This window comes from Streptomyces sp. NPDC020489, assembly GCF_044386545.1.
GTDB lineage: Bacteria > Actinomycetota > Actinomycetes > Streptomycetales > Streptomycetaceae > Streptomyces.
Map to the genome: position 1 here is coordinate 299,140 of NZ_JBIRUZ010000008.1, position 23,369 is coordinate 322,508.

Below are 23,369 nucleotides of genomic sequence, written 5' to 3' on the forward strand. Positions count from 1 at the left end.
GGTGATGCTTGCGATGTTTTTCCGCTCCCTGTTCGGGAGTTCCGCTACCTGTGCGGGGGCGCCCCCTCGATCGGCCGGCCCAGCACGCCCGGGCGCTTCTGCCAGGGCAACGGCCCGGCGGGCGGACGGTAGGAGACGCCCAGGGCGTCAAGTCGCCCGTAGTGCGCCCCCATTCGCCGCTCGAAGTCGGCGAAGTCCCGTTCGGCCGGGGCGGGCAGGTCGCTCCAGGCGACCTCGGCGAAGGCCGAAAGCCGGGGAAATGCCTGGTAGTCCACGCGCGCGAGGTCCTCCATCACCTCGGTCCACAGCTGGGCCTGGGTCCCGAGGACATGCTCCGCCTGCTCCGGCGTCAGCTCCGGCGGGACGGGTTCGAAGCGGTAGACGTCCTCCAGGGTGCGGACATGGCCGAGGGGGACCGGTTCGTCCGGCCCGTCGTGCTGGCGATGGTCCAGGTACACGTGTTGTTCGGGGCACATGACGACGTCGTGGCCCGCGCGTGCGGCGGCCACCCCGCCCGCGTAGCCGCGCCAGGAGGACACGGCCGCGCCCGGCGCCAGACCCCCGTCCAGGATCTCGTCCCAGCCGATGAGCCGGCGTCCGCGCGCGGCGAGCCAGGTGTCGAAGTGCCCGATGAACCACGCCTGGAGGCCGTCCTCGTCACCGACGCCGAGCTCCTTGATGCGTGCCTGTGCGGTGGGCGAGGCCCGCCACTGGCCCTTGGGGCATTCGTCGCCGCCGACGTGCACGAACTCACCCGGGAACAGCTCCAGGACCTCCTCCAGGACGCCCTCGTAGAAGCGCAGGGTGGCGTCGGTGGGGGCGAGCACGTTGGCCGAGATGCCCCAGGTGTCCCAGACGGAGAGGGAACTGGTGTCGACGACATCGGTGTTGCCGAGTTCCGGGTACGCGGCGATCGCGGCCTGCGAGTGTCCGGGGACGTCGATCTCGGGGACGACGGTGATGTGCCGCTCGGCGGCGTAGGCCACGATCTCCCGGATGTCGTCCTGGGTGTAGTGGCCGCCGTGCGGCTTCTCCTCCCACAGCGGGGAGGCCCGATGGCCGAATTTCGTACGCGCCCGCCAGGAGCCGACCTCGGTCAGCCGGGGGTGCCTCCTGATCTCGATCCGCCAGCCCTGGTCGTCCGTCAGGTGGAGGTGGAGGACGTTGAGTTTGTGTGCGGCCATCAGGTCGAGGTAGCGCAGGACCCCGTCCTTGGGCATGAAGTGCCGGGCGACGTCGAGCAGGAGGCCGCGCCAGCGGAAGCGGGGCGCGTCGCGGACGGCGAGGGCGGGCACCTCCCAGACCCGCCGGGCGGTGACCGGCGCCCGGCGGAAGGCCGCCGGTCCGAGGAGCTGACGGAAGGTCTGGGCGCCGTGGAAAACACCGGTCGCGCTGCCACCGCGGATCAGCAACCCGGTGTCGCTGACGGCGAGGTGGTAGCCCTCCGGGGGCAGGTCCGGTTCGATGCCCAGCACCAGTGGGCACGCGCTCTCGCCGCCGTCCGGCAGGGGGCAGCCGGTCGCCGCGCCGACGGTCGCCCGCAGCCAGCGTGCGACGCCCTCGGTGCCCGGCCCGGCCAGCAGCGGCGTCCGCTCGTCGAGCCACCCGTGGCCGGAGGAGGTCCGGGTGACGTGCCGGGGTGCGGGAATCAGTTCCACCAGTCAGTCCCTCGTCGCCAGTCCTTGTCGCTCCGCCACGCCCGTGCGTTGCATCATGCGCAATAGCAGTTTCACTCCGCACAACGGAGGCTAGGGAGTGCGGGAGCTCGCCCACAAGAGGTCTCGACCACTTCGTGACGACAAAGGCCCACGAGAGACAGCACAAAGGCCCCCGAGGCACGTCGAAACGCGCCCGGGGGCCTCGCGACATCCGGTCCGGCGACAGGCCCCGCGGCGGGCCTACTTCTTGTCGCCGCCGCCCTTGCCGTCGCCGTCCCCGCCGGCACCCATGGACTCGTAGATCTCCTTGCACATGGGACACACGGGGTACTTCTTCGGGTCGCGGCCCGGCACCCAGACCTTGCCGCACAGCGCCACGACGGGGGTGCCGTCGAGGGCGCTCGCCATGATCTTGTCCTTCTGGACGTAGTGGGCGAAGCGCTCGTGGTCACCGTCGCCGTGGGACACCTGCGGCGTCGGCTCTACGAGGGTCCCCGTACCAGTCCCGCGCTGCGGCTGGGTCTCAGGCTCAAGAGTGCTCATAAAGGCAAGCGTACTGAAGCTCACACGCATCAGTTCAGCGAAGGGTCGTCCGGGTACGTGGCCACCATCGCGAGCTCGTTGCGCTGGCGGCGCAGGACCTCGCGCCACAGTCTCTCGGGGGCCGGGGAGGAGACGTCGCCGGGCTCGGACTCGACGACGTACCAGGCGCCCTCGACGAGCTCGTCCTCCAGCTGACCGGGGCCCCAGCCGGCGTACCCGGCGAAGATCCGCAGCGATCCCAGGGCCGAGGCGAGCAGTTCCGGCGGGGCCTCCAGGTCGACCAGACCGATCGCGCCGTGCACCCGGCGCCAGCCCAGCGGGGCCCGCTCGCCGGACGCCCCGCCCGGGATGACGGCGACGCCGAGCGCGGAGTCGAGGGAGACCGGGCCGCCCTGGAAGACCACACCGGGCTCACCGGTGAGGTCCGCCCAGCCCTCCAGGATGTCGCCGACGTCCACCGGGGTGGGCCGGTTGAGGACGACACCGAGGGAGCCCTCCTCGTCGTGGTCGAGAAGGAGCACCACCGCACGCTCGAAGTTCGGGTCCGCCAGGGCGGGCGTGGCCACGAGCAACCGCCCTGTGAGCGAGGACACCTCGGTCATGCCAGACATGATCCCGCATCTTCCCCGCGCGTGGGGAGGCAATGCCGGTACGACAGGGAATGCAGCTCAGAGCGCAACCGCGCGCCCCGTGCCCGTCGCACACCCCGGTGACCCCATGTGCCCGTCCCCCAACGCCTCGTGTTGTGACACAGCTATGACGTGGCTGAGCCGTACTCGGGCTTACGGAAGGGGGGTGGACGGCGACTACCCTTTCCCTTCTGGCCCCTGCCCCACTCATCGGAACGCGAGATACATGACCGTCAACGGCTCTGACGACGTACTGCTTGTCCACGGCGGAACCCCGCTGGAGGGCGAGATCCGTGTCCGCGGTGCGAAGAACCTCGTACCGAAGGCCATGGTCGCCGCACTCCTGGGCAGTGGGCCGAGTCGACTGCGCAACGTTCCGGACATCCGTGACGTGCGTGTCGTACGCGGCCTGCTGCAACTGCACGGGGTGACGGTCCGTCCGGGTGAGGAGCCGGGCGAACTGGTGATGGATCCCACGCACGTCGAGAGCGCGAACGTCGCTGACATCGATGCCCACGCGGGTTCCAGCCGTATCCCGATCCTCCTGTGCGGCCCGCTGCTGCACCGTCTCGGGCACGCCTTCATCCCCGGTCTCGGCGGCTGCGACATCGGCGGCCGGCCGATCGACTTCCACTTCGAGGTGCTGCGGCAGTTCGGCGCGACCATCGAGAAGCGGGCGGACGGACAGTTCCTGGAGGCGCCGCGGCGTCTTCGCGGGACGAAGATCCGGCTGCCGTACCCGTCCGTCGGCGCGACCGAACAGGTGCTGCTGACCGCGGTGCTGGCCGAGGGCGTCACGGAACTCTCGAACGCGGCCGTGGAGCCGGAGATCGAGGACCTCATCTGCGTGCTGCAGAAGATGGGCGCCATCATCGCGATGGACACCGACCGCACGATCCGCGTCACCGGCGTGGACTCGCTCGGCGGTTACAACCACCAGGCGCTCCCGGACCGTCTGGAGGCCGCCTCCTGGGCGTCCGCCGCGCTGGCCACCGAGGGCAACATCTACGTCCGCGGCGCCCAGCAGCGCTCGATGATGACGTTCCTCAACACCTACCGGAAGGTGGGCGGTGCCTTCGAGATCGACGACGAGGGCATCCGCTTCTGGCACCCCGGCGGCCAGTTGAAGTCCATCGCCCTCGAGACCGACGTGCACCCGGGCTTCCAGACGGACTGGCAGCAGCCGCTGGTCGTGGCGCTCACCCAGGCCACGGGGCTGTCCATCATCCACGAGACGGTCTACGAGTCCCGGCTCGGCTTCACCTCCGCGCTGAACCAGATGGGTGCTCACATCCAGCTCTACCGCGAGTGCCTGGGCGGCTCCAACTGCCGCTTCGGCCAGCGCAACTTCCTGCACTCGGCCGTCGTCTCGGGCCCCACCAAGCTCCAGGGCGCCGACCTGGTCATCCCCGACCTGCGCGGCGGCTTCTCGTACCTGATCGCCGCTCTGGCGGCCCAGGGCACGTCCCGGGTGCACGGCATCGACCTCATCAACCGCGGCTACGAGAACTTCATGGAGAAGCTCGTGGAACTCGGCGCGAAGGTGGAACTGCCGGGCAAGGCCCTCGGCTGACCCACAGCGATGCCGATGGGGCGGTCACCCGGACTCGGGTGACCGCCCCATCGGCGTTGTGCTGAGCGCCCCGAAGGGGGCGCGGGGAACTGCGCGACCAGCCACGGCGATCCTGTCAGCCGCAGGACGGCCCGCAGTCACCCGGCGCTCGAAGCGGAGCGCTTACTTGCCCTTGGCGGCTTCCTTGAGCTTGGAGCCCGCCGAAACCTTCACGCTGTAGCCGGCCGGGATCTGGATCGGGTCGCCGGTCTGCGGGTTGCGCGCGGTGCGAGCGGCACGGTGGGTGCGCTCGAAGGTCAGGAAGCCGGGGATGGTGACCTTCTCGTCACCCTTGGCGACGATCTCGCCGACGGTCTCGGCGAACGCGGCCAGCACGGCGTCGGCGTCCTTGCGGGTCACCTCGGCGCGGTCGGCCAGCGCGGCCACCAGCTCACTGCGGTTCATGTTGTTACTCCCGTGTTCTTCTTGCCGTTGGGGTGTGCCACGCGGCCGGACCGCGCAAGGCACAGCGAAGCCGATGCGCTCGCGCCCAGGGACGCATCCTGCCCCTACCTGCTGCGGGAAAGCCAATCCGGCACCCGCTGGAGTCGTGAGAACACCCTTGGGTGTCACACGAAGAGAGGTCCCGAGCCTGGCCGACACGATAAACGTCGGCCACAGGGCCCGGGTTCCACGACGCGCCGGTTCAAGGCCTCGCCGTGGTGATCCTCACAGCACGCGCTCCCGGCCTACGAGGAGGCGGCCGCCTTCGCCGCCTCGCGCACCGCTCCGGCGACCGCGCCCGCGACCTTGTCGTTGAAGACGCTGGGGATGATGTAGTTCGCGTTGAGCTCGTCCTCGGTGACGACCTCGGCGAGGGCGCTCGCGGCGGCCAGCATCATGTCGGTGTTGACGGTGCGGGACTGCGCGTCCAGCAGACCGCGGAAGACGCCCGGGAAGACCAGCACGTTGTTGATCTGGTTCGGGAAGTCGGAGCGGCCGGTGGCCACGACCGCCGCGGTCCGACGGGCGACCGCCGGGTCCACCTCGGGGTCGGGGTTCGCGAGCGCGAACACGATCGCGTCGTCCGCCATCGCGGCCACGTCGTCGCCGTCCAGGAGGTTCGGGGCGGAGACACCGATGAAGACGTCCGCGCCGCGCACGGCCTCCTTCAACGTGCCGGTCAGGGCCTCGGGGTTGGTGTTGTCGGCGATCCAGCGCAGCGGCGAGTCCGCGGCGGCGGAGACCAGGTCCTCGCGGCCCGCGTGCACCACGCCGTGGATGTCGGCGACGACGGCGTTCTTCACCCCGGCGGCGATCAGCAGCTTCAGGATGGCCGTACCGGCCGCGCCCGCGCCGGACATGACGACGCGGATGTTCTCGATCGCCTTGCCGGTGACACGCAGGGCGTTCTTCAGGGCGGCCAGGACGACGATCGCGGTGCCGTGCTGGTCGTCGTGGAAGACGGGGATGTCGAGGGCCTCGCGCAGCCGGGCCTCGATCTCGAAGCAGCGCGGCGCGGAGATGTCCTCCAGGTTGATGCCGGCGAAGCCCGGGGCGATCGCCTTGACGATCGCGACGATCTCGTCGGTGTCCTGGGTGTCCAGGCACAGCGGCCAGGCGTCGATGTCGGCGAAGCGCTTGAAGAGGGCCGCCTTGCCCTCCATGACCGGCATGGCGGCCATCGGGCCGATGTTGCCGAGGCCGAGGACCGCCGAGCCGTCCGTCACGACCGCGACGGTGTTGCGCTTGATCGTCAGGCGGCGCGCGTCCTCGGGGTTCTCGGCGATCGCCATGCACACGCGGGCGACGCCCGGAGTGTAGATCATCGAGAGGTCGTCACGGTTGCGGATGGGATGCTTGGACTGCATCTCGATCTTGCCGCCGAGGTGCATGAGGAACGTACGGTCGGAGACCTTGCCGAGGGTGACGCCCTCGATGCCGCGCAGCTCCTCGACGATCTCGTCGGCGTGCGCGGTCGACGTGGCCGCGATGGTGACGTCGATCCGGAGCTTCTCGTGGCCGGAGGCGGTGACGTCGAGGCCGGTCACCGAGCCTCCGGAGGACTCCACGGCGGTGGTGAGCTGCGAGACGGCGGTTCCGCTCGCGGGCACCTCCAACCGGACCGTCATCGAGTAGGAGACGCTGGGCGCCGTTGCCATGGCCGACTTCCTCTGCTTTCACCTGTGGTGCTGTGCTGTGCTGTATGCCGTCCGATCGTCGCACCTACTGATGAGTAGGCGTTAGCCGCGCTGGATTGCGATCGTTTTGTTCACAACGAAGGAGGCCCACGCCACCGTTTCGGTGACGTGGGCCTCCCACGACGTCAATGACACCGACCCGCCATGCTCGCCTCGCGGCAAGTGGTCCCTCTGAGGGACGAAGGTTGGGCCCGGGGGCTTGGATCGGGCCGGTGTCACACCCAGGCTAACAAACGGATCCCGTAAGGCCATTCCCGTCTCGAGAGTTCCTGTGGATCGATTCCACGGAACCTGGCTCAGTCCCTGAGCAGATCGGGCACCCCCGCCTCGTCCGGCTGGTCCCGTTCGGCCGACACCACCGTCAGCTGCTGGGTCGCCCGGGTGAGGGCGACGTACAGCACCCGCAGGCCGGCCGGGGACTCGTCGGCGATCTCCGCCGGGGAGACGACGATCGTCGCGTCGTACTCCAGCCCCTTGGCCTCCAGGCTGCCGAGGGCCACCACCCGGTCGCCGAGGCCGGTGAGCCAGCGGGCGGCCTCCTCGCGGCGCTGCATGGCCACCACGACGCCGACGGTGCCGTCGACCCGGTCCAGCAGACGGGCGGCCTCCTCGCGGACGGACTTCGCCAGGGAGTCCCGTACGACGGTGAAGCGGGGCTCGACGCCGGTGGAGCGGACGGCCGACGGGGACGTGGACCCGGGCATGGCCAGGGCCAGCACCTTGGCCGCGAGCTCGGCGATCTCGGCCGGGTTGCGGTAGTTCACGGTGAGCTCGAAGCGGCGCCGGGGGCGGGTGCCCAGGGCCTCGTCGCGGGCCTCGGCGGCCTCGTCGGGGTCGGACCAGGAGGACTGGGCGGGGTCCCCCACGACCGTCCAGGTGGCGTGCCGGCCGCGGCGGCCGACCATGCGCCACTGCATCGGCGTGAGGTCCTGGGCCTCGTCGACGATGACGTGGGCGTACTCGGTGCGCTCCTGGGCCAGCCGCTCGGCGCGTTCGCGCTGGGTCTCCTCGCGGACCGGCATCAGCTCCTCCAGGCCGGTCAGCTGGTCGAGGGGGTCCAGCTCGCGCCGCTTCCGGGGGCGGGCCGGGGTGCCGAGGATCGCCTGGAGCTCGTCGAGCAGGGCGATGTCGTGCACGGAGTACCCGTCCCGGCGCAGCGAGCGGGCGACCTTGCGGACCTCGCCGGGGTTGAGGATGCGCCGGGCCCAGCGGCCCAGGCGCCGCTCGTCGGCCATGGCGGAAAGGACGTCCTTCGGGGTCAGCTCGGGCCACCAGGCGGCCAGGAAGTCGATGAAGCTGTCCTCGGTGCTGACGTCCTCGTCGAAGGAGGAGCGCAGCTCGGCGGCGAGCTCCGGGTCGCTGTGGCGCGAGCCCGCGCCGGACCGCTCCCACAGGGCGTCCAGCAGGAGCTTGCGGGCACGGGGGCGCAGCAGGTTCACCGGCGCGGTGCCGCCGAGGGCGGTGCGGCGGATACGTTCCAGCTCGGGCGCCTCCAGCTCCAGGCGGCGGCCGAAGGCGACCACGCGGAGGCGGGAGGGCGGACCCGCGGGGGCGGCGGCCTCGTCGTCGGGGACGAGCCGGCCGACCGGGGTGTCCTCGGCGCCGAGGGCGAGCTGACCGGCCGTCTCACCGCGGCCACGCCGCCCACCGGAACCGCGCCGCCCGCCGGGGACGCCCGCGGGGGCACCGCCGCCCGGTCCCTCCAGGGCCCCGCGGGCCGCCTTCCGCAGCACCTTGAGCATGCGGTACGAGCCCTTGGCGCGGGCGACGGCCGGGGAGTCGTAGAGCGTGGCCTCGACGCCGTCGACGAGCGAGCCGATCGCCCGGATCGCGACCTGGCCCTCCTCGCCGAGGGAGGGCAGCACGCCCTCGGTGTACGCCACCAGCAGCGGGGTGGGCGAGACGATGAGGATGCCGCCGGAGTAGCGGCGCCGGTCCTGGTAGAGCAGGTAGGCGGCGCGGTGCAGGGCGACGGCGGTCTTGCCGGTGCCGGGGCCGCCCTCGACGTAGGTCACGGAGGCCGCGGGGGCGCGGATGACCAGGTCCTGTTCGGCCTGGATGGAGGCGACGATGTCCCGCATGGTGTGGCTGCGGGCCTGGCCGAGGGCGGCCATCAGGGCGCCGTCGCCGATGACGGGCAGCTCCTGGCCGTCGAGGAAGGCCTTGAGCGCGGGGCGCATGAGGTCGTCCTCGACGCCGAGGACGCGGCGGCCCTTGGAGCGGATCACCCGGCGCCGCACCACGCGCCCCGGGTCGACCGGGGTGGAGCGGTAGAAGGGCGCCGCGGCGGGGGCCCGCCAGTCGATGACGAGCGGCGCGTACTCGGAGTCCAGGACCCCGATCCGGCCGATGTGCAGGGTCTCGGCGATGTCGGCGGTGTTGTCCTCGCGCACCGCGCCCTCGGCGGGCTCGACGGCGGTGTAGGCGCCGTCGGGTCCCTTCTTGCCGTCCTTGCCGAGGAGCAGGTCGATACGCCCGAAGAGGAAGTCCTCGAACTCGTTGTTGAGCCGGTTGAGGTGCACCCCCGCCCGGAACACCTGCGCGTCCCGCTCGGCAAGCGCGCCGGGCGTACCGACCTGGCCGCGCTGGGCCGCGTCGTTCATGAGGAACTCAGCCTCGTGGATCTTCTCCTCGAGACGCCGGTACACCCGGTCCAGATGTTCCTGTTCGACGCTGATCTCCCGGTCCCGAACCGAGTCGTGCACCGAGTCGCGAACCGATCCGACCGCGGATGGTTGAGCCTGAGCGGCCACCGGGCCCCCTTCTGACGTGCTGGGCAGCCGTCAACCGTACGCGAAGGGGACCCGCCATAGCTACGTCGGCTACGCGTCTACTTCCACGAGTCGCTTGCCGCCGAAGGTCATGACCTCGAAGTGATCGATGTCGTTGAGGTCGAAGGCGGCGCCGCCATGGACGTACAGAGGCTCCTTGGCCTGGGCCGTCTTGGCGTCCGGTATGCCGTAACCCCAGGTCGGGACCGACCAGGAGGTGACCGTCTCCCGCTCGCCGTTCTTGCCGACGGCGATCAGGGAGCACTTCTCCGGGCCCTTGACGTTCTTCAGCTGGAGCACCGCGTGGGTGCCCCAGGCCTTCTCCTCCACGGCGACGGTCGCACTGACGTCCGTGCTGGGGTCGGTCGCCGTCAGCTTGTCGTCGATGGCGTCGAAGGCTTCCTTGGCGGGGCTGGCGCTCGTCGTGTGCGCCGAGACGTTTCCGCCGGAGTCGTTCCCCGTCGCTCCCACGGCGACCAGCGGACCGCCGACGATCAGCGCGGCCGCGGCGGCGACCATGTAGAAGCCGCGTCGGCGCTTCTGGGCGCGGCGTTCGGCGACCTCGTCGACCAGCTTGTTCACCAGCCGCGGACTGGGCTTGGCGGACAGCGACTCGCCGATCGCGGGGGTGCCGGAGCCGGGCAGGTCCGCGAGCGCGGCCAGCATCGGTTCCATCCCGGCGAGCTCGTCGAGCTGCTGGGCGCACCACTCGCAGGTGGCGAGGTGCATCTCGAACGCGGTCGCCTCGGCGTCGTCGAGGATCCCGAGGGCGTACGCGCCGACGGTCTCGTGCTCGTTCGGCCCCGAAGATCCCTGCATGGCACCAGACATACCCGAACCACCTGTGCCGAATCCCTGGTTTCCCCCGTAAACACTCATCACGCCGTCACCCCCCGCTCCTCCAGTGCCAGCTTCATCGACCGCAGGGCGTAGAAGACCCGCGAGCGGACCGTGCCGCTGGGTATCCCGAGCGTCTCGGCCGCCTCATTGACCGTACGCCCCTTGAAGTACGTCTCGACAAGAACCTCCCGGTGGGCGGGGGTCAGGTCGTCGAGCGCGTCCGACAGCGTCATCAACCACAGCGCCTTGTCGATCTCGTCCTCCGCGGGGATGACCTCCAGCGGCGACGGATCGACCTCCTGCGGCCGGGCCTGCCGGCTTCGGTGGCCGTCGATGACGATGCGCCGGGCGACCGTCACCAGCCAGGGGCGTACAGATCCGGTTGCTCGATTGAGCTGACCGGCGTTCTTCCAGGCACGGATCAGCGTCTCCTGCACCACGTCCTCTGCTCTTTGGCGGTCGCCGGCGACCAGCCGCAGCACATAGGCGAGCAGGGGTCCTGCGTGCTCTCTGTACAGAGCACGCATGAGCTCCTCATCAGGTTCCGAGGGCTGGGACATGCGATGTCGGGCCCTCGATCCACGTTCATTGGCCACGACGGAATCCTTGCGCACGCCCACCTCCGATGTCCGGGGGTTCCCCCAGCGGATCGCTCCACACGGGGTACGGACGCGGGCCGTCGAGTGTTCAACGTGACATGACAGATTTCTTGTATCTGCCGAGACGAGGGGGACATGGGTGCACATTCCCGCCCCTCGTTCTTTACATTCCTGCCACATTGGCGCGAACAGGGCGGCTGCCCGGAGCCGGCCGCGGGCAAACGTCGTGTAATCGAAATCACTTCGACAACCGCTCCACACAAGGGACATAACGCCCCCTCAGAACGGCTCAGGCTCGCGCGAGTGCCGCCCGACGCCGGTGCCGGGCCACCCTTTCCCGGTTTCCGCAGACCTCACTGGAGCACCAACGCCTCCTGCGCCCACGGGACGTGTCGAGGTAGACGATCGGACAGCTGTCCCCCGCGCACTGCCGCAGACAGGCCCGCGCGACGGGGTCGGTGAGCAGCTCCACGGCGTCCCGGGCGATCGCCCCGAGCAGCGCGGCGAGTTCGGGCGGCCCCGCCAACTCCCGCACGAGCAGACCGTCCTCCCCCGGTACGGCCCGGGGCGCCGGCGGCGCGGTCCGGGCGAGGTCGTTCACCCGGGCGAGCGCCAGGTCGTACGACGGGCGGGGCTCGGGGGCGGCGAGCCGGGCCCGGACCAACTGGCTGATGTGCCCACGCAGTTCACGAAACGCCACGAGCCAGGACGCGTCGGCGTGCTCCAGCGGGGTCTCCGGTGGCACGAGCCCGGCTCCGGTGACCCACGCGAACAACACCTCGGTCGCGTCCAGCCGTTCGACGGGATGGGTGGTCGCGAGGAGGTCGAGGCAGATCCGCCCCGCGTCGAACCGCAGCTCGTACGGGGCCGTGGCCGTACCCAGTGCCATGTGCCTGTCACCGCCTAGGGATGCTGTGCGCCTGAGGGGCCGGTGAGGTGGGTCGGGAAGGTTCCCTCTCACAGTGCCTTCCCGTTCGCGCCGCCGGAACCCCTCGTACCGGTGAGGCGTGGACGTCCGCGTATGCCGCCGCGCCTTTGGACCATGGTCCGGCCGGTCCCCAGGCCGTTGACTCGAGGGCATGACGACGAAGCGGAGCACGGGAACCGTACTGGGCGCGGCCACGGTCGCCATGGGCCTGATCGCCGGGGCCTTCTACGTCTTCGCCTGCGCGGTGATGCCGGGACTGGCGCGCGGCGACGACGAGGTCTACGTCGAGGTGATGCGGAACATCAACGACGTGATCGTGAACCCCGTCTTCCTGCTGAGCTTCCTCGGGGCGCTGGTGCTGACGGGGGTGGCGGTGTGGCAGGGACGGGGGCGGCCGTACCGGCGCTGGGTGTGGGCGGGGTTCCTCGCCTACGCCCTCGCCTTCCTGGTGACGGTCGCCTTCAACATCCCGCTCAACGACGCTCTCGACCACGCCACCGACGTGCGTACGGCACGCGAGGAGTTCGAGGACCCGTGGGTGCTGTGGAACGCGGTGCGGGCGGTGCTGTCGACGGTGGCGACGGGGTGCCTGGCGCGGGGGCTGGTGGGGTACGGCCGGACGGCCCGCGCGTGACGGCCAGGCGGCCCGCGCGTGACGGCCGGACGGCCCGCCGCGTGACCGGCCGCGGGTGGTCAGGCGCGCTCCCCCGCCCTGGCCGTGGCGTCGCGCGGGAACGGGGTGAGGACGCGAAGTCGCTTACGTGTCCGCGTACTTCGCGTCCGCCGCCGGGTCCAGTGCCAGTCGGTAGCCCCGCTTGACCACCGTCTGGATCAGCTTCGGCGCTCCGAGTGCCGTGCGCAGCCGGGCCATCGCCGTCTCCACCGCGTGCTCGTCGCGCCCGGCACCCGGAAGCGCCCGCAGCAGTTCCGCCCGGGCCACCACCCATCCGGGCCGCCGGGACAGCGCCCGCAGCAGTGACATCCCGGCCGGCGGCACGGGCCGCAGGACCCCGTCGACCAGCACCGCGTGACCGCGGATCTCGACCCGGTGCCCGGCGATGGGCAGGGACCGGGCCCGGGCGGGCAGTTCCTGGCACAGGAGCTGGACCAGCGGGCCGAGCCGGAAGCGGTCGGGCTGCACGGTGTCGACGCCGCGGGCCTGGAGCGGCAGCGCGGTGACGGGGCCGACACAGGCCGGCAGCACGTCGTGGTTGAGGGCGGCGAGCAGTTCGGGCAGCAGCCCCCGCTCCTCCGCCCGGTTCAGCAGCGACGCCGCGGCGGGCGCGCTCGTGAAGGTCAGCGCGTCCAGCCCCCGGGAGACCGCCGCGTCCAGGAGCCGGTCCACCGGCCCGATGTCCTCCGGCGGCATCCACCGGTACACGGGGACGCCCAGCACCTCCGCTCCCGCGGCCCGCAGCGCCTCCACGAACCCGGGCAGCGGCTCACCGTGCAGCTGGATGGCGATCCGGCGCCCCTCGACCCCCTCCTCCAGGAGCCGGTCGAGCACCTCGGCCATGGACTCCGAGGACGGCGACCAGTCCTCGGTCAGCCCGGCGGCCCGTACCGCGCCCTTGACCTTCGGCCCGCGCGCCAGCAGCTCGATGCCGCGCAGCCGTGCCAGCAGTTCCTCGCCCAGACCCCAGCCGTCGGCGGCCTCGATCCAGCCCCGGAAGCCGATCGCGGTCGTGGCGACCACGATGTCCGGGACCTCGTCGATGACCTGCTTGGTCGCGGCGAGCAGCTCGCTGTCGTCGGAGAGCGGCACGATCCGCAAGGCCGGGGCGTGCAGAACGGCGGCTCCCCGTCGCTGGAGCAGTGCGCCCAGCTCGTCGGCCCGGCGCGCGGCTGTCACGCCCACCGTGAAACCGGCCAGAGGGCCGTGTTGTTCCGGTCGCTGCTGTTCGTCGTACATAACTCTCGTCCCGCACTCGAGTCGTTCGCACCTACACGGGGTGTGATGGCACCTGCATGCCGAGCGAGCCTGTCAACGGTGCGTGACAGGCTCGGTTCGGCTTGATGTCGGCGGTGTTACGTCACACTTCGGCGTAGCTGAGCTGCGGCTTCGCCTCGGAGGTGGCCGAGGAGGCCTGGATCCGGGAGGCCGAGCGGCGAAGGTATACGGCCCAGGTGACCGCGAAGCAGAGGGCGTAGAAGACGAGGAAGGCGATGAACGCGCCGGTGCCGGAACCGTAGGAGATGTAGGACTGGCGGAAGGCCAGGTTGATGCCGACACCGCCGAGCGCGCCCACCGCGCCGATCAGCCCCATGGAGGCGCCGGAGAGCCGGCGGCCGTACGCGGCGGCCTCCTCGCCCTGGAGTCCCTTGGCGAACGCCTTGGCCTGGAAGATGCCGGGGATCATCTTGAACGTCGAGCCGTTGCCGAGCCCGCTGAGGACGAAGAGGACGACGAACACCGGAACGAAGAGGTTCAGCGACTTCTGCATGCTCGCGAAGATCAGCAGGCCGGTCGCGGCGCCCATGGCCACGTAGTTGTACAGCGAGATCCGGGCACCGCCGTACTTGTCGGCGAGCCAGCCGCCCACCGGCCGGATCAGGGAGCCGAGCAGCGGGCCGATGAAGGTGAGGTAGGCGGACTGCAGCGGCGTCCGGCCGAACTGGACCTGGAGGACCTGACCGAAGGCGAAGGCGTAGCCGATGAAGGAGCCGAAGGTGCCGATGTAGAGGAAGGACATGATCCAGGTGTGGGCGTCCTTCGCGGCGTCCTTCGCGGCGCCGGTGTCGTTCTTCACGGAGGCGAGGTTGTCCATGAAGGTGGCGGCGAGGATCGCGGAGCCGATGATCAGCGGGATGTAGATCCCGAGCAGCACGCGCGGGCCGCCGCTGGCGCCGATGATCGCGAGGGCGACCAGCTGGATGACGGGGACGCCGATGTTGCCGCCGCCCGCGTTGAGGCCGAGCGCCCACCCCTTCTTCCTGAGCGGGAAGAAGGCGTTGATGTTGGTCATCGAGGAGGCGAAGTTGCCGCCGCCGATGCCGGCGAGGAGGCCGACCAGGAGGAAGGTGTTGAAGGAGGTCCCCGGCTCGATCACGATGAACGCGGCGATGGTCGGGATGAGCAGCAGGCTCGCGGAGATGATCGTCCAGTTCCGCCCGCCGAAGACGGCGACGGCGAAGGTGTAGGGGACGCGCACGACCGCGCCGACGAGCGTGACCATGGACGTGAGCAGGAACTTGTCGGCCGGGGTCAGGCCGTACTCCGGGCCCATGAAGAGCACCAGCACGGACCACATGGTCCAGATCGAGAAGCCGATGTGCTCGGACAGGACGGAGAAGACGAGGTTGCGGCGGGCGACTTTCTCGCCGCCGTTCTTCCAGAAGGTCTCGTCCTCCGGATCCCACTGCTGGATCCAGCGGCCGCCCCTGCTCGGGGGTGCGGGGACGGTGCTAGGGGCTGTCATTGCGCCTCCACGGGGCTCCGGGGCTCGCTGCTGCTGTTCGTGATGAGCGATGTTGCATCCCGAAGGTAGGGAGGGCGCGTTTCCTCACTGTGGCAGTGGGTGACCGGAAAGGAACGTTGCTCTCACCCCACGCGAACGCAGGATGAGAGGTTTCATCGCGTCACGTTACGAACACCTCTTAGCGTGATCGCCGTCACTCGATACCGGGTGGAGTCAGCGTTGGGGCGCCTGCCAGTTGGGGTTCTGCTGGGGGTACGGCTGGGGCGGGTACGGCGGCTGGGCCTGAGGCTGGGGGTACGGCGGCTGGACGGCGTACGGGCCGGGCGCCTGGGGCTGCTGGGGGTAGCCGTAGGGCTGGGGCTGGCCATAGGGCTGCTGCGGCACCGGCTGCTGACCGTAAGGCTGCTGCTGGGCGTACGGCTGCTGCTGGCCGTACGGGCCGGCGGCGAAGGGGTTCGCCTGGCCCGGGACCGGGGTGCCCGGCGGCAGGTAGCGCACCCGGCCCGTCTCGTCGGTGACCGGCAGGAAGCCGGCGGCGTGGAGCCGGGCCGCGAACTTGGCGTTGCGCTTGCGGGTGACGGCGAGGCCGATGCCGAGGACGGCCATGAAGAAGACCCAGGCGCAGACCGCGGCGATGACGCCGCCGGACCCGCCGCCGAGCCGGAAGGCGAGGATCACGCAGCCCAGGGTGACGCCGAGGGCGCCGTAGCCCATGCGCTTCTCGGCGTTCTTGCCGGTGAGGTCGAAGTTGATGCGCGCCTTGAGCAGTTCGACGGCGTCCGGCACGAGCGGCGGCACGGAGACCCCGTCACTCGCGTTCGGGTACTGGGCCCAGTTCTGCGCGGCCCGGGCGCGGGCCTGCGGGCTCGGGTCCGGGACGAGCAGCATGACGAGCGCGCCGTTGCGCCCGGAGCTCTGCCGGACATCGGCGTACTCGTACCCGAACTGCTGGGCGGTGAAGGCGAGTCGGGCGAGCTTCTTCACGGACGCCATGGGGCTGGTGAGCTCGACGGGCTCCCCGCCCGCCATCAGCCGGAGCATCTTCTGCACGTGCCGCTTGCTCATCGCCGTCTGCTCCCCACCGGGCCACCCCGTTCACTCCCGCAACGGCCGCAGTCTCGCACGCACGCACGCCGAGGCGGAAACCGCTGTCCCCACGGAGGCAACGGCGGTCGCCCTGGCGGCGGGAGCGGCCGTGTGGCTCACGCGTGTTGAGCCACACGGCCGGGTCAGGCGCGGTGTCCCGCTCGGGCCCGCTTCTTGGATCCGTTCGGCCACAGGCGGGGGCTGCGCTTGGCCGCGAGGTCCTCGACCCAGCCGACGCTCAGGATCGCCAGGCCGATCAGGGGCCAGACCAGGAAGAACATCCAGATCATGTAGGTCGAGTCCAGGGCGGAGACCGCGCGCTCGCTCTGCATGAACGGCAGTTCGTAGAGGCGGTCGAGGATCGGGACCGTGGCCATGATCAGCATGTTGTGCCACAGGTAGATCGTGACCGCGCGGTTGTTGGAGAGCGTGACGAGCTTGTCCCACCTCGCCAGCCGGCCCGGCAGCTCCTGCCAGGAGGGGGAGTAGAGCAGCAGGATCACGACGAACCCGAAGGACCAGGTCGCCTGGGCCAGCGGGATGTCGTTGAGGTCCCAGCCGTCGGGGCCCAGGTGACCGGAGGCCCACCACAGGCCGAACGCCATCAGCAGCGTCGAGCAGGAGACGGCCAGGTAGCGCGGGACCTGTGTGAGCAGACCCTCGTGATGGGCGAAGCCCAGGACCCAGCAGCCGCCGTAGACCGCGAAGTCGGAGACCGCGTTGCCGGTCTCGCCCGGGATCGTCACCAGGCCGGTGCCGACGATCGCCGTCAGCCCCAGTGGCGCCAGCAGTGTCGGCCACGGCGCCCGGCGGAACGCCCACAGCAGCAGCGGGGAGGCGATCACGAACCACAGGTAGGCGCGCAGGTACCACAGCACCCCCGCCGCCTGCACCGCCCAGGTGTCCTCCAGCAGCCCGGACTTGGAGCCGATGCTCCACGGGAAGGGCGGCGCGCCGAACGGGACGATGTAGTTGGCCATCTCGACCAGGCCCCAGACGCCGCTGTGGTCCGGGTCCTTCGACAGGTCCCAGCCGCCCGCCAGCATCAGCGTCACCACCACCGCGCTGAACACCCAGAGCGGGGGAAGCAGTCGCCGGACGCGGCCCCGGATCACGCCCCACGCGGGACGCTTCAGCGAGCGCGCCATGAGCGATCCCGCGAGCGCGAACATCACGCCCATGGAGGGGAACAGGACCGTCAGCCAGGCCCAGCCGAACAGGTGGTACACGACCACGCGGACCAGGGCGATCGAGCGGAGCAGGTCCAGGTAGCGGTCGCGGCCCGGCTTCTTCGGGGCGGCGGCCGCCGCGGGAGCGGGCGCCGGTGTGGTACCGGGCGCCCCGAGGGGGGCCGCGGGAACCCCGGGAGCTCCGGGGCTTCCGGGTGCCGTCGCGGCACCGTACGGCTGTGTGTATCCCTGGCTCATCCCACCGGCCTCCGCTCGCCCTGGTCACTGCTGTCGTTCGCGCCGCGCGTCCGTTGGCGCGGCACCGGTCCGCCGGGTGCCTCGACGACACCCGTGCGCCGCAGCTTCTGCCAGCGCAGCCGGCCGCCGGTCAGGGCGGTGATCCAGGACTGGAGGAGAACGACGTACATGAGCTGGCGGTACAGGATCTGCTGGAGGGGCAGCGAGATGAGGTGGGTCATCTTCTCCCGGTCGAGGCGGAAGGCGTAGGCGGCGCAGACGACCTGGATCGCCAGGACGCCCAGCCAGGCCATGACCGTCTTCTGGGTGGGGCCGAAGACCAGGCCGTAGATCAGGAACACGTCGATCAGCGGGGCCAGCAGCGGGGCGAGGACCATGAAGAGCGAGACCAGCGGCAGTCCGACCCGGCCGAAGCGGCCCGAGGGCCCGCGTTCCACCAGCGCCCTGCGGTGCTTCCAGATGGCCTGCATGGTGCCGTACGACCAGCGGTAGCGCTGGGACCACAACTGCTGGACGGTCTCCGGGGCCTCGGTCCAGGCCCGGGCCTTCTCGGCGTAGACGACCCGCCAGCCGTCGCGGTGCATCGCCATGGTGATGTCGGTGTCCTCGGCGAGCGTGTCGTCGCTCATGCCGCCGACCCGCTCCAGGGCCGACCGCCGGAAGGCACCGACGGCGCCCGGGATGGTCGGCATGCAGCGCAGGACGTCGTACATGCGGCGGTCGAGGTTGAAGCCCATCACGTACTCGATGTGCTGCCAGGCGCCGATGAGCGAGTCCCGGTTGCCGACCTTGGCGTTGCCGGCGACCGCGCCGACGCGGGGGTCGCCGAAGGGCTGGACCAGCTCGCGGACGGTGGACGGCTCGAAGACGGTGTCGCCGTCCATCATCACGATGATGTCGTAGCGGGCGTTGGCGAGGCCCCGGTTGAGCGCGGCGGGCTTGCCCGCGTTCAGCTGGCGGACGACCCGGACGTTGGGCAGGCCCATCGCCTCGACGATCCGCGCGGTGCCGTCACTGGAGCCGTCGGCGATGACGAGCACCTCGATGGGGTGCTCGCTCGCCATCAGGGAACGGACGGTGTTCTCGATGCACTTGGCCTCGTTGTACGCCGGCACCAGCACGGACACCGGTTCGAAGACCGGGTCGCCCCAGCGGAAGCCGCGGCGGCGCACCCGGCGGGCGTGCACGCCGGACAGCAGGAGCATCAGCACGAAGCGGCTGATGACAAGGAACCCGATGATCGCGAGGGCGACCACCAGCACCTCGGTGATGTGGTCGGAGGCGCCGACCAGGAAGACCCACGCCTTGCCCTTCCACAGCTCGGCGCCGGTGACCTGGGTGTGCGCGCTGGGGGCGCCGAGGGCCTCGGTGAGGTTGTCGAACTCGTAGCCCTGGCCCTTCAGCTGGGGCAGGAAGCGGTCCAGTGCCTGCACGGTCTGGTGGCGGTCGCCGCCGGAGTCGTGCATCAGGACGATCGCGCCCTTGCCGCCCTTGGGCGTGGCGTTGCGGATGATCTGCTCGACGCCGGGCTTGCGCCAGTCCTCGCTGTCGGTGTTGTTGACGATGGTGATGTAGCCGCGGGTGCCGATGTACTCGGTGACCGGCCAGGACTTGTTGTCCATGGCGTCGGCGAACGAGGAGTACGGCGGGCGGAACAGCGAGGTGCGGATGCCGGCCGCGCCGGAGATGGCCAGCTGGTTCTGGGACAGCTCCCAGTCGATGCGCTTCTTCGACTGGTAGGACAGGTCGGGGTGATTGAAGGTGTGCAGTCCGACCTCGTGCCCCTCCTCGACCATGCGGCTGACGAGGTCCGGGTAGCGCGAGGCCATGGTGCCGGTGACGAAGAACACGGCGTGGGCCTGGTGCTTCTTCAGCACGTCCAGGACCTTCGGGGTCCACTCGGGGTCCGGGCCGTCGTCAAAGGTGAGGACGACGTGGTGGTCCTTCAGGCTCAGGCTCTGGGTACGGCCGCTGCGGGTGTCGATGACGGGCCCGCCCTCCAGGATCCGCTCCGGGACCCGGTCGGCGGAGGCGGGTGCCTGGACGCGGTGGTCGGCGAGGATCTCGCTGTGGACGTAGCCGCGCAGCATCAGCATCGCCATCAGGGCGACGAGGAGGAGGCAGGGCAGCAGCAGGCGCATGGGCAGGCGGCGCCGAGAGCCGTCGCGGGCTCGATCGGCGGCCCGGGGACGGCGGGTGCGGGTTGCCATCAGACGGTGCTCTCCGGGGGCGGTGTCGTGGTGCTGACGGGCGCGGGGACCGGTGCCCCGGCCACCGCGTCGGTGCCGGTGCCCGCGCTGTCGCCGCCCAGCGTCTGCGTCGGGTCGGGCGTGGGGTCCTCGGTCGGCGTCGGGTCCGGCGGGTTGGTCGTCGCCGGGGTGGTCGGGACCTCGGGGTCCGGGGCGGGCTCGCTGCCCGTGCCGGGGGTGGTCGTCGTCGCCGTCGGTGCCGGGTCGGCGGGGGTGCCCGCGTCCGGGACGGTCACGGAGCTGCCGGGCGCGGTGGCGCTCGCCGACGGTGCGGTGGTGCCGCTCACGGACGGTGAGACGCCGGGCGAGACGGTGCCGGCACCGCTGGGTGCGACCGTCTCCCCGGGCAGCGGGGTGGTGTCGACCTGGCCGGCCTCCTGGGCCTCGCCCTGCCCCGGCACGGGCAGCCAGGGCGCGTTGGAGTTGCCGGACAGCAGCGTCATGACGATGACCACGGCGTAGACCGCGCAGGCGAGTCCGACGAAGATCCCGATCCGGCGGTATCTACGGCTTCTGCGGCCCGACTCGTCGACGAAGACCGGCCCGTCGGAGCTCTCCTGGGTCGGCCCGGCCTGGCCGACGAGACGGCTGTCGGCCCGCAGGGCGACGGCGTCCAGCTGGACGGTCACCTCGTGCGGGTCGTGGGCGTTGCCGTGGCCGGTATCGGTCCAGGGATCGTCGAAGCCGACCCCTTCGGTGCCCACCCGGGGCAGCACGTCGGTCCGGTCCGTCGACGCGAGGACATCGGTGCCTCGGGTGTCCGGGAAGGCCTGGGTGCCGTACCCCGTCGTTGGGAACGCCCTTGTCCCCGGAGCCGCTGCGGGCCATTCCGGTTGGGCTTCTTCTCGCCAATTGTTCTCGCGCACGCAATCCCCCCACGGGCAGTTCAGGGTGCGCATCAGACCCGAGCACTCGTCGACCGAACCAGGCCCCCACCCGGCCCGAGCGCCCCCATTTACCACAGCGTGCTCAGGCCACGAATGTAGCGCACGGTCGGGTGGTGTGTTTGCCATGTGTCACTTGTGGACATTCTCGCCCTCCATGTCAATGGCCGGAATCCATCCCTCGACGGGCCGCTGAAGCCAGCCTTCCGCGGCGGCGAGCTCGGCCGCGGCCCGGCGCAGGGCGTCGATTCCGGGGTGCGCCAAGCCCTTGCGCCACACCAGGGAGACCGGCGACAGGGGCACCGGGTCCACCAGGGGCCTCAGGACGGTGTGCGGCATGGCCGGAAAACCCACCACGGCAAGAACGGGGTTGCGTGTCCTGGACATGACGCGCTGGAACTCCTCGCGCCCGATCGCGAGCGGCGCGGGGGGCGCCACGGCGATCCCCCGGCCCTCGAAGAGCCGCCGGGCGAGATCGGTCCATTCCGGTGTCCGGGGGTTCCCGGCCCCCGCGTACACCTCCTCCCCCGCCAGCTCGGCCAGCGGCACCTCGGCGAGGGCGGCCAGCCGGTGGTCCTCGGGCAGGACGACGGCCATGCGTTCCAGGCGGACGAGCTGGTGGTCGAGGCCCTTCCGCAGTGCCGGGGCGAGCCCCGCGTACCGGCCGAAGGACGCGTCGAGGCGGCCGGCGAGGACCTCGGCCGCAGCCCCGGTCAGACCGCTCTCGTAGCGGGCCATCAGCTCGGTGTCGGGGGCGAGTTCGCGGGCCCGGTGCAGTACCCGGCGGCCGGTGCCGAGGCCGGGCGAGTTGAGGTCGACCAGCAGCGGCCTGGCCTGCCCGAAGGCGGCGAAGAGCGCGTCCTGCGCGTCCAGCACCCGGCGGGCGTGCGGCACCAGCCGCTCCCCGTCGGAGGTCAGCGTGACCTGCCGGGTGGTCCGCACGAAGAGCTCGACCCCGAGCTCCCGCTCCAGCCGCCGCACGTCCCGGCTGAGCGCCTGCTGGGCGACGTAGAGGCGGGCCGCGGCGCGGGTGAAGTGCAGTTCCTCGGCGACGGCGAGGAAGGCGCGCAGGAGGCGGGCGTCGAGATGGGGCGGGGCGGGCATCCGGCGAAGCTACATCGGGGGCGCGTGGCTCGGCACCGGGAATTCCGGCGGATTCACAACCGGGGTGCGTGAATGCCGACCGAACAGGTGTTGGACCCCTTGATCGCTCCCCGGCGACGGTGGACCCATGCCGCAACCGATGTTCACGACCACCGGGGACATGCTCGTCGCCGTCGACTTCACCCCCCGCCCGTCGCGCCCGCCCGGCCCCTACCGCCGTCTCTTCGCCCGCCCCGGCGCCCTCGCCTTCACCGTCGGCAACCTGCTCGCCCGGCTCCCGATGGGCATGTTCGGCGTGAGCGCGATCGTCATGATCGTCGCCGCCCGGGACTCCTACGCCCTCGCCGGCGCCGTCAGCGCGACCGGCCTCGCGGCGACCGCGCTGGTCGCGCCCTGGACGGCTCGGCTCGTCGACCGGTACGGCCAGGCGCGGGTCGCCGTACCGGCCACGCTGCTCGCGGCACTCGGCTCGCTCGCGCTCGTGCTGTGCGTGCGGTCCGGCGCCCCCGCCTGGACCCTGTTCCTCGCGTACGCCGCCACCGCCACCACGCCCAACATCGGCGGCATGGCCCGCGCCCGCTGGGCCCATCTGCTCGGGGACGACGACCAGGCCCTGCACACCGCGAACTCCTTCGAACAGGCCGCGGACGAGCTGTGCTTCATGCTGGGCCCGGTCCTGGCGGTCCTGCTGTGCACCGCGCTCTTCCCGGAGGCGGGGACGGTGGCCGGGGTGGCGCTGCTGGTCACGGGCATGCTGCTGTTCACGGCCCAGCGGTCGACGGAGCCGCCGGTGTCCCGGACCCCGGCGCGGGCCGAGGCGCCGCTGCGGGCGCCCGGCGTCCCCCCGCTGCTCGTGGTCTGCCTGGCCATGGGCGTGGTGTTCGGGTCGATGGAGGTCGCCACGATCGCCTTCGCGGACGCCCAGGGGCACCCCTCGGCGGCCGGGGTCGTCCTCGGCCTCCAGGCGGCCGGCTCCTGCGTGGCCGGGCTGCTGTACGGCGCCTGGAGGCCGTCCGGTCCGGCCGGGCGCCGCTACCCGTGGTGCGTGGCCGCGATGACCGCCCTGATGACCCTGCCGCTGCTCGCCGCGGCCCTCACCGGCTCCCTCCTCGCCCTCGCGGCCGCCCTCCTCCTCGCCGGCATGGCGACCGCCCCGACCATGGTCACCGGCCTGACCCTCCTCCAGGAACGCACCCCCGAGGGCCGCCTCAACGAGGGCATGACCCTCGCGGTGACGGGCCTGCTCGGCGGGATCGCCGGGGGCAGCGCGCTGGGCGGCTGGACGGCGGAACACGCCTCGGCGACGGCGGGGTTCGGGGTACCGGCGGCTGCGGCGGCGGTGGCGCTGATGGTCACGCTGGGGCGGGTTCTCCTCGAACGCCGGACGAGCTGACCGACCAGCCCGTCCGGCGTTTGAGGACGAGGCCCGTTCAGGGCCGAAGCGGGGGTCCGGGGGCGGCAGCCCCCAGGGACGGGCCG

The 23,369-nt window shown here is 71.3% G+C and carries 19 protein-coding genes; 3 read left to right on the top strand and 16 right to left on the bottom strand.

The features are described from left to right. Positions 1 to 44: 44 nt before the first annotated feature. From ACH41F_RS23650 to ACH41F_RS23660, 3 genes are all read right to left on the bottom strand, one after another. Positions 45 to 1,661, bottom strand: a complete 1,617-nt coding sequence (locus tag ACH41F_RS23650) for a beta-N-acetylhexosaminidase (RefSeq protein WP_398837447.1) — start codon at positions 1,659 to 1,661, stop codon at positions 45 to 47. Positions 1,662 to 1,898: 237 nt separating this feature from the next. Then, positions 1,899 to 2,201: a DUF3039 domain-containing protein gene (locus ACH41F_RS23655; RefSeq protein WP_391236220.1), complete on the bottom strand. Its 303-nt coding sequence runs from the start codon at positions 2,199 to 2,201 to the stop codon at positions 1,899 to 1,901. A gap of 29 nt (positions 2,202 to 2,230) precedes the next feature. Further along, a complete protein-coding gene (locus tag ACH41F_RS23660) occupies positions 2,231 to 2,803 on the bottom strand; it encodes a YqgE/AlgH family protein (RefSeq protein ID WP_391236223.1) in 573 nt (190 codons plus the stop codon). A gap of 253 nt (positions 2,804 to 3,056) precedes the next feature. Between ACH41F_RS23660 and murA the strand changes: the two genes are divergently transcribed. Beyond that, the gene (gene murA / locus ACH41F_RS23665) at positions 3,057 to 4,403 is read left to right on the top strand and encodes a UDP-N-acetylglucosamine 1-carboxyvinyltransferase (protein ID WP_391236226.1); all 1,347 of its coding nucleotides are present in this window, start codon (positions 3,057 to 3,059) and stop codon (positions 4,401 to 4,403) included. 162 nt (positions 4,404 to 4,565) lie between these two features. Here murA and ACH41F_RS23670 read toward each other — a convergent pair whose 3' ends face one another. The 6 genes from ACH41F_RS23670 to ACH41F_RS23695 all read right to left on the bottom strand — a co-directional run bounded on the left by ACH41F_RS23670 (position 4,566) and on the right by ACH41F_RS23695 (position 11,682). Next, positions 4,566 to 4,847 carry an HU family DNA-binding protein gene (locus ACH41F_RS23670; RefSeq protein WP_007382399.1) on the bottom strand — a complete coding sequence of 94 codons (282 nt, stop codon included), beginning with the start codon at positions 4,845 to 4,847 and terminating at the stop codon, positions 4,566 to 4,568. 284 nt (positions 4,848 to 5,131) lie between these two features. Further along, entirely contained in the window at positions 5,132 to 6,544 is a 1,413-nt protein-coding gene (locus ACH41F_RS23675; RefSeq protein ID WP_391236228.1) for a malic enzyme-like NAD(P)-binding protein, read from the bottom strand. Between the two features lie 335 nt (positions 6,545 to 6,879). Then, positions 6,880 to 9,336: a UvrD-helicase domain-containing protein gene (locus ACH41F_RS23680; protein ID WP_391236230.1), complete on the bottom strand. Its 2,457-nt coding sequence runs from the start codon at positions 9,334 to 9,336 to the stop codon at positions 6,880 to 6,882. Between the two features lie 69 nt (positions 9,337 to 9,405). Then, positions 9,406 to 10,233: a zf-HC2 domain-containing protein gene (locus tag ACH41F_RS23685; RefSeq protein WP_391236233.1), complete on the bottom strand. Its 828-nt coding sequence runs from the start codon at positions 10,231 to 10,233 to the stop codon at positions 9,406 to 9,408. Next, a complete protein-coding gene (locus ACH41F_RS23690) occupies positions 10,233 to 10,754 on the bottom strand; it encodes a sigma-70 family RNA polymerase sigma factor (RefSeq protein WP_010039908.1) in 522 nt (173 codons plus the stop codon). Before ACH41F_RS23690 ends, ACH41F_RS23685 begins: the two co-directional genes overlap by 1 nt. 328 nt (positions 10,755 to 11,082) lie before the next feature. Beyond that, entirely contained in the window at positions 11,083 to 11,682 is a 600-nt protein-coding gene (locus tag ACH41F_RS23695) for an ABATE domain-containing protein (protein ID WP_391236237.1), read from the bottom strand. 190 nt (positions 11,683 to 11,872) lie between these two features. On the opposite strand from ACH41F_RS23695, the gene ACH41F_RS23700 reads away from it, so the two are divergent. Then, positions 11,873 to 12,355 carry an anthrone oxygenase family protein gene (locus tag ACH41F_RS23700; RefSeq protein WP_391236240.1) on the top strand — a complete coding sequence of 161 codons (483 nt, stop codon included), beginning with the start codon at positions 11,873 to 11,875 and terminating at the stop codon, positions 12,353 to 12,355. Positions 12,356 to 12,478: 123 nt separating this feature from the next. On the opposite strand, the gene ACH41F_RS23705 is transcribed toward ACH41F_RS23700, so the two are convergent. The 7 genes from ACH41F_RS23705 to ACH41F_RS23735 form a co-directional block, all read right to left on the bottom strand. After that, the gene (locus ACH41F_RS23705) at positions 12,479 to 13,633 is read right to left on the bottom strand and encodes a uroporphyrinogen-III synthase (RefSeq protein ID WP_391236243.1); all 1,155 of its coding nucleotides are present in this window, start codon (positions 13,631 to 13,633) and stop codon (positions 12,479 to 12,481) included. A 121-nt stretch (positions 13,634 to 13,754) separates the two neighbouring features. After that, positions 13,755 to 15,140, bottom strand: a complete 1,386-nt coding sequence (locus ACH41F_RS23710; RefSeq protein ID WP_391236247.1) for an MFS transporter — start codon at positions 15,138 to 15,140, stop codon at positions 13,755 to 13,757. Between the two features lie 213 nt (positions 15,141 to 15,353). Continuing rightward, positions 15,354 to 16,205 carry a hypothetical protein gene (locus tag ACH41F_RS23715; RefSeq protein WP_391236250.1) on the bottom strand — a complete coding sequence of 284 codons (852 nt, stop codon included), beginning with the start codon at positions 16,203 to 16,205 and terminating at the stop codon, positions 15,354 to 15,356. A 164-nt stretch (positions 16,206 to 16,369) separates the two neighbouring features. Further along, on the bottom strand, positions 16,370 to 17,653 hold the full coding sequence (locus ACH41F_RS23720) for an acyltransferase family protein (RefSeq protein WP_391236253.1): 1,284 nt from the start codon (positions 17,651 to 17,653) through the stop codon (positions 16,370 to 16,372). Next, positions 17,650 to 19,863 carry a glycosyltransferase gene (locus tag ACH41F_RS23725; RefSeq protein WP_398837393.1) on the bottom strand — a complete coding sequence of 738 codons (2,214 nt, stop codon included), beginning with the start codon at positions 19,861 to 19,863 and terminating at the stop codon, positions 17,650 to 17,652. The genes ACH41F_RS23720 and ACH41F_RS23725 overlap by 4 nt, the downstream gene beginning before the upstream one ends. Continuing rightward, positions 19,863 to 20,768: a hypothetical protein gene (locus ACH41F_RS23730; protein ID WP_398837395.1), complete on the bottom strand. Its 906-nt coding sequence runs from the start codon at positions 20,766 to 20,768 to the stop codon at positions 19,863 to 19,865. The genes ACH41F_RS23725 and ACH41F_RS23730 overlap by 1 nt, the downstream gene beginning before the upstream one ends. Positions 20,769 to 20,918: 150 nt before the next feature. Beyond that, positions 20,919 to 21,890 (bottom strand): LysR family transcriptional regulator, encoded by a 972-nt coding sequence (locus ACH41F_RS23735; protein WP_398837397.1) that lies wholly within the window; start codon positions 21,888 to 21,890, stop codon positions 20,919 to 20,921. 127 nt (positions 21,891 to 22,017) lie between these two features. Between ACH41F_RS23735 and ACH41F_RS23740 the strand changes: the two genes are divergently transcribed. Continuing rightward, the gene (locus tag ACH41F_RS23740) at positions 22,018 to 23,283 is read left to right on the top strand and encodes an MFS transporter (RefSeq protein WP_398837399.1); all 1,266 of its coding nucleotides are present in this window, start codon (positions 22,018 to 22,020) and stop codon (positions 23,281 to 23,283) included. Positions 23,284 to 23,369: the final 86 nt, after the last annotated feature.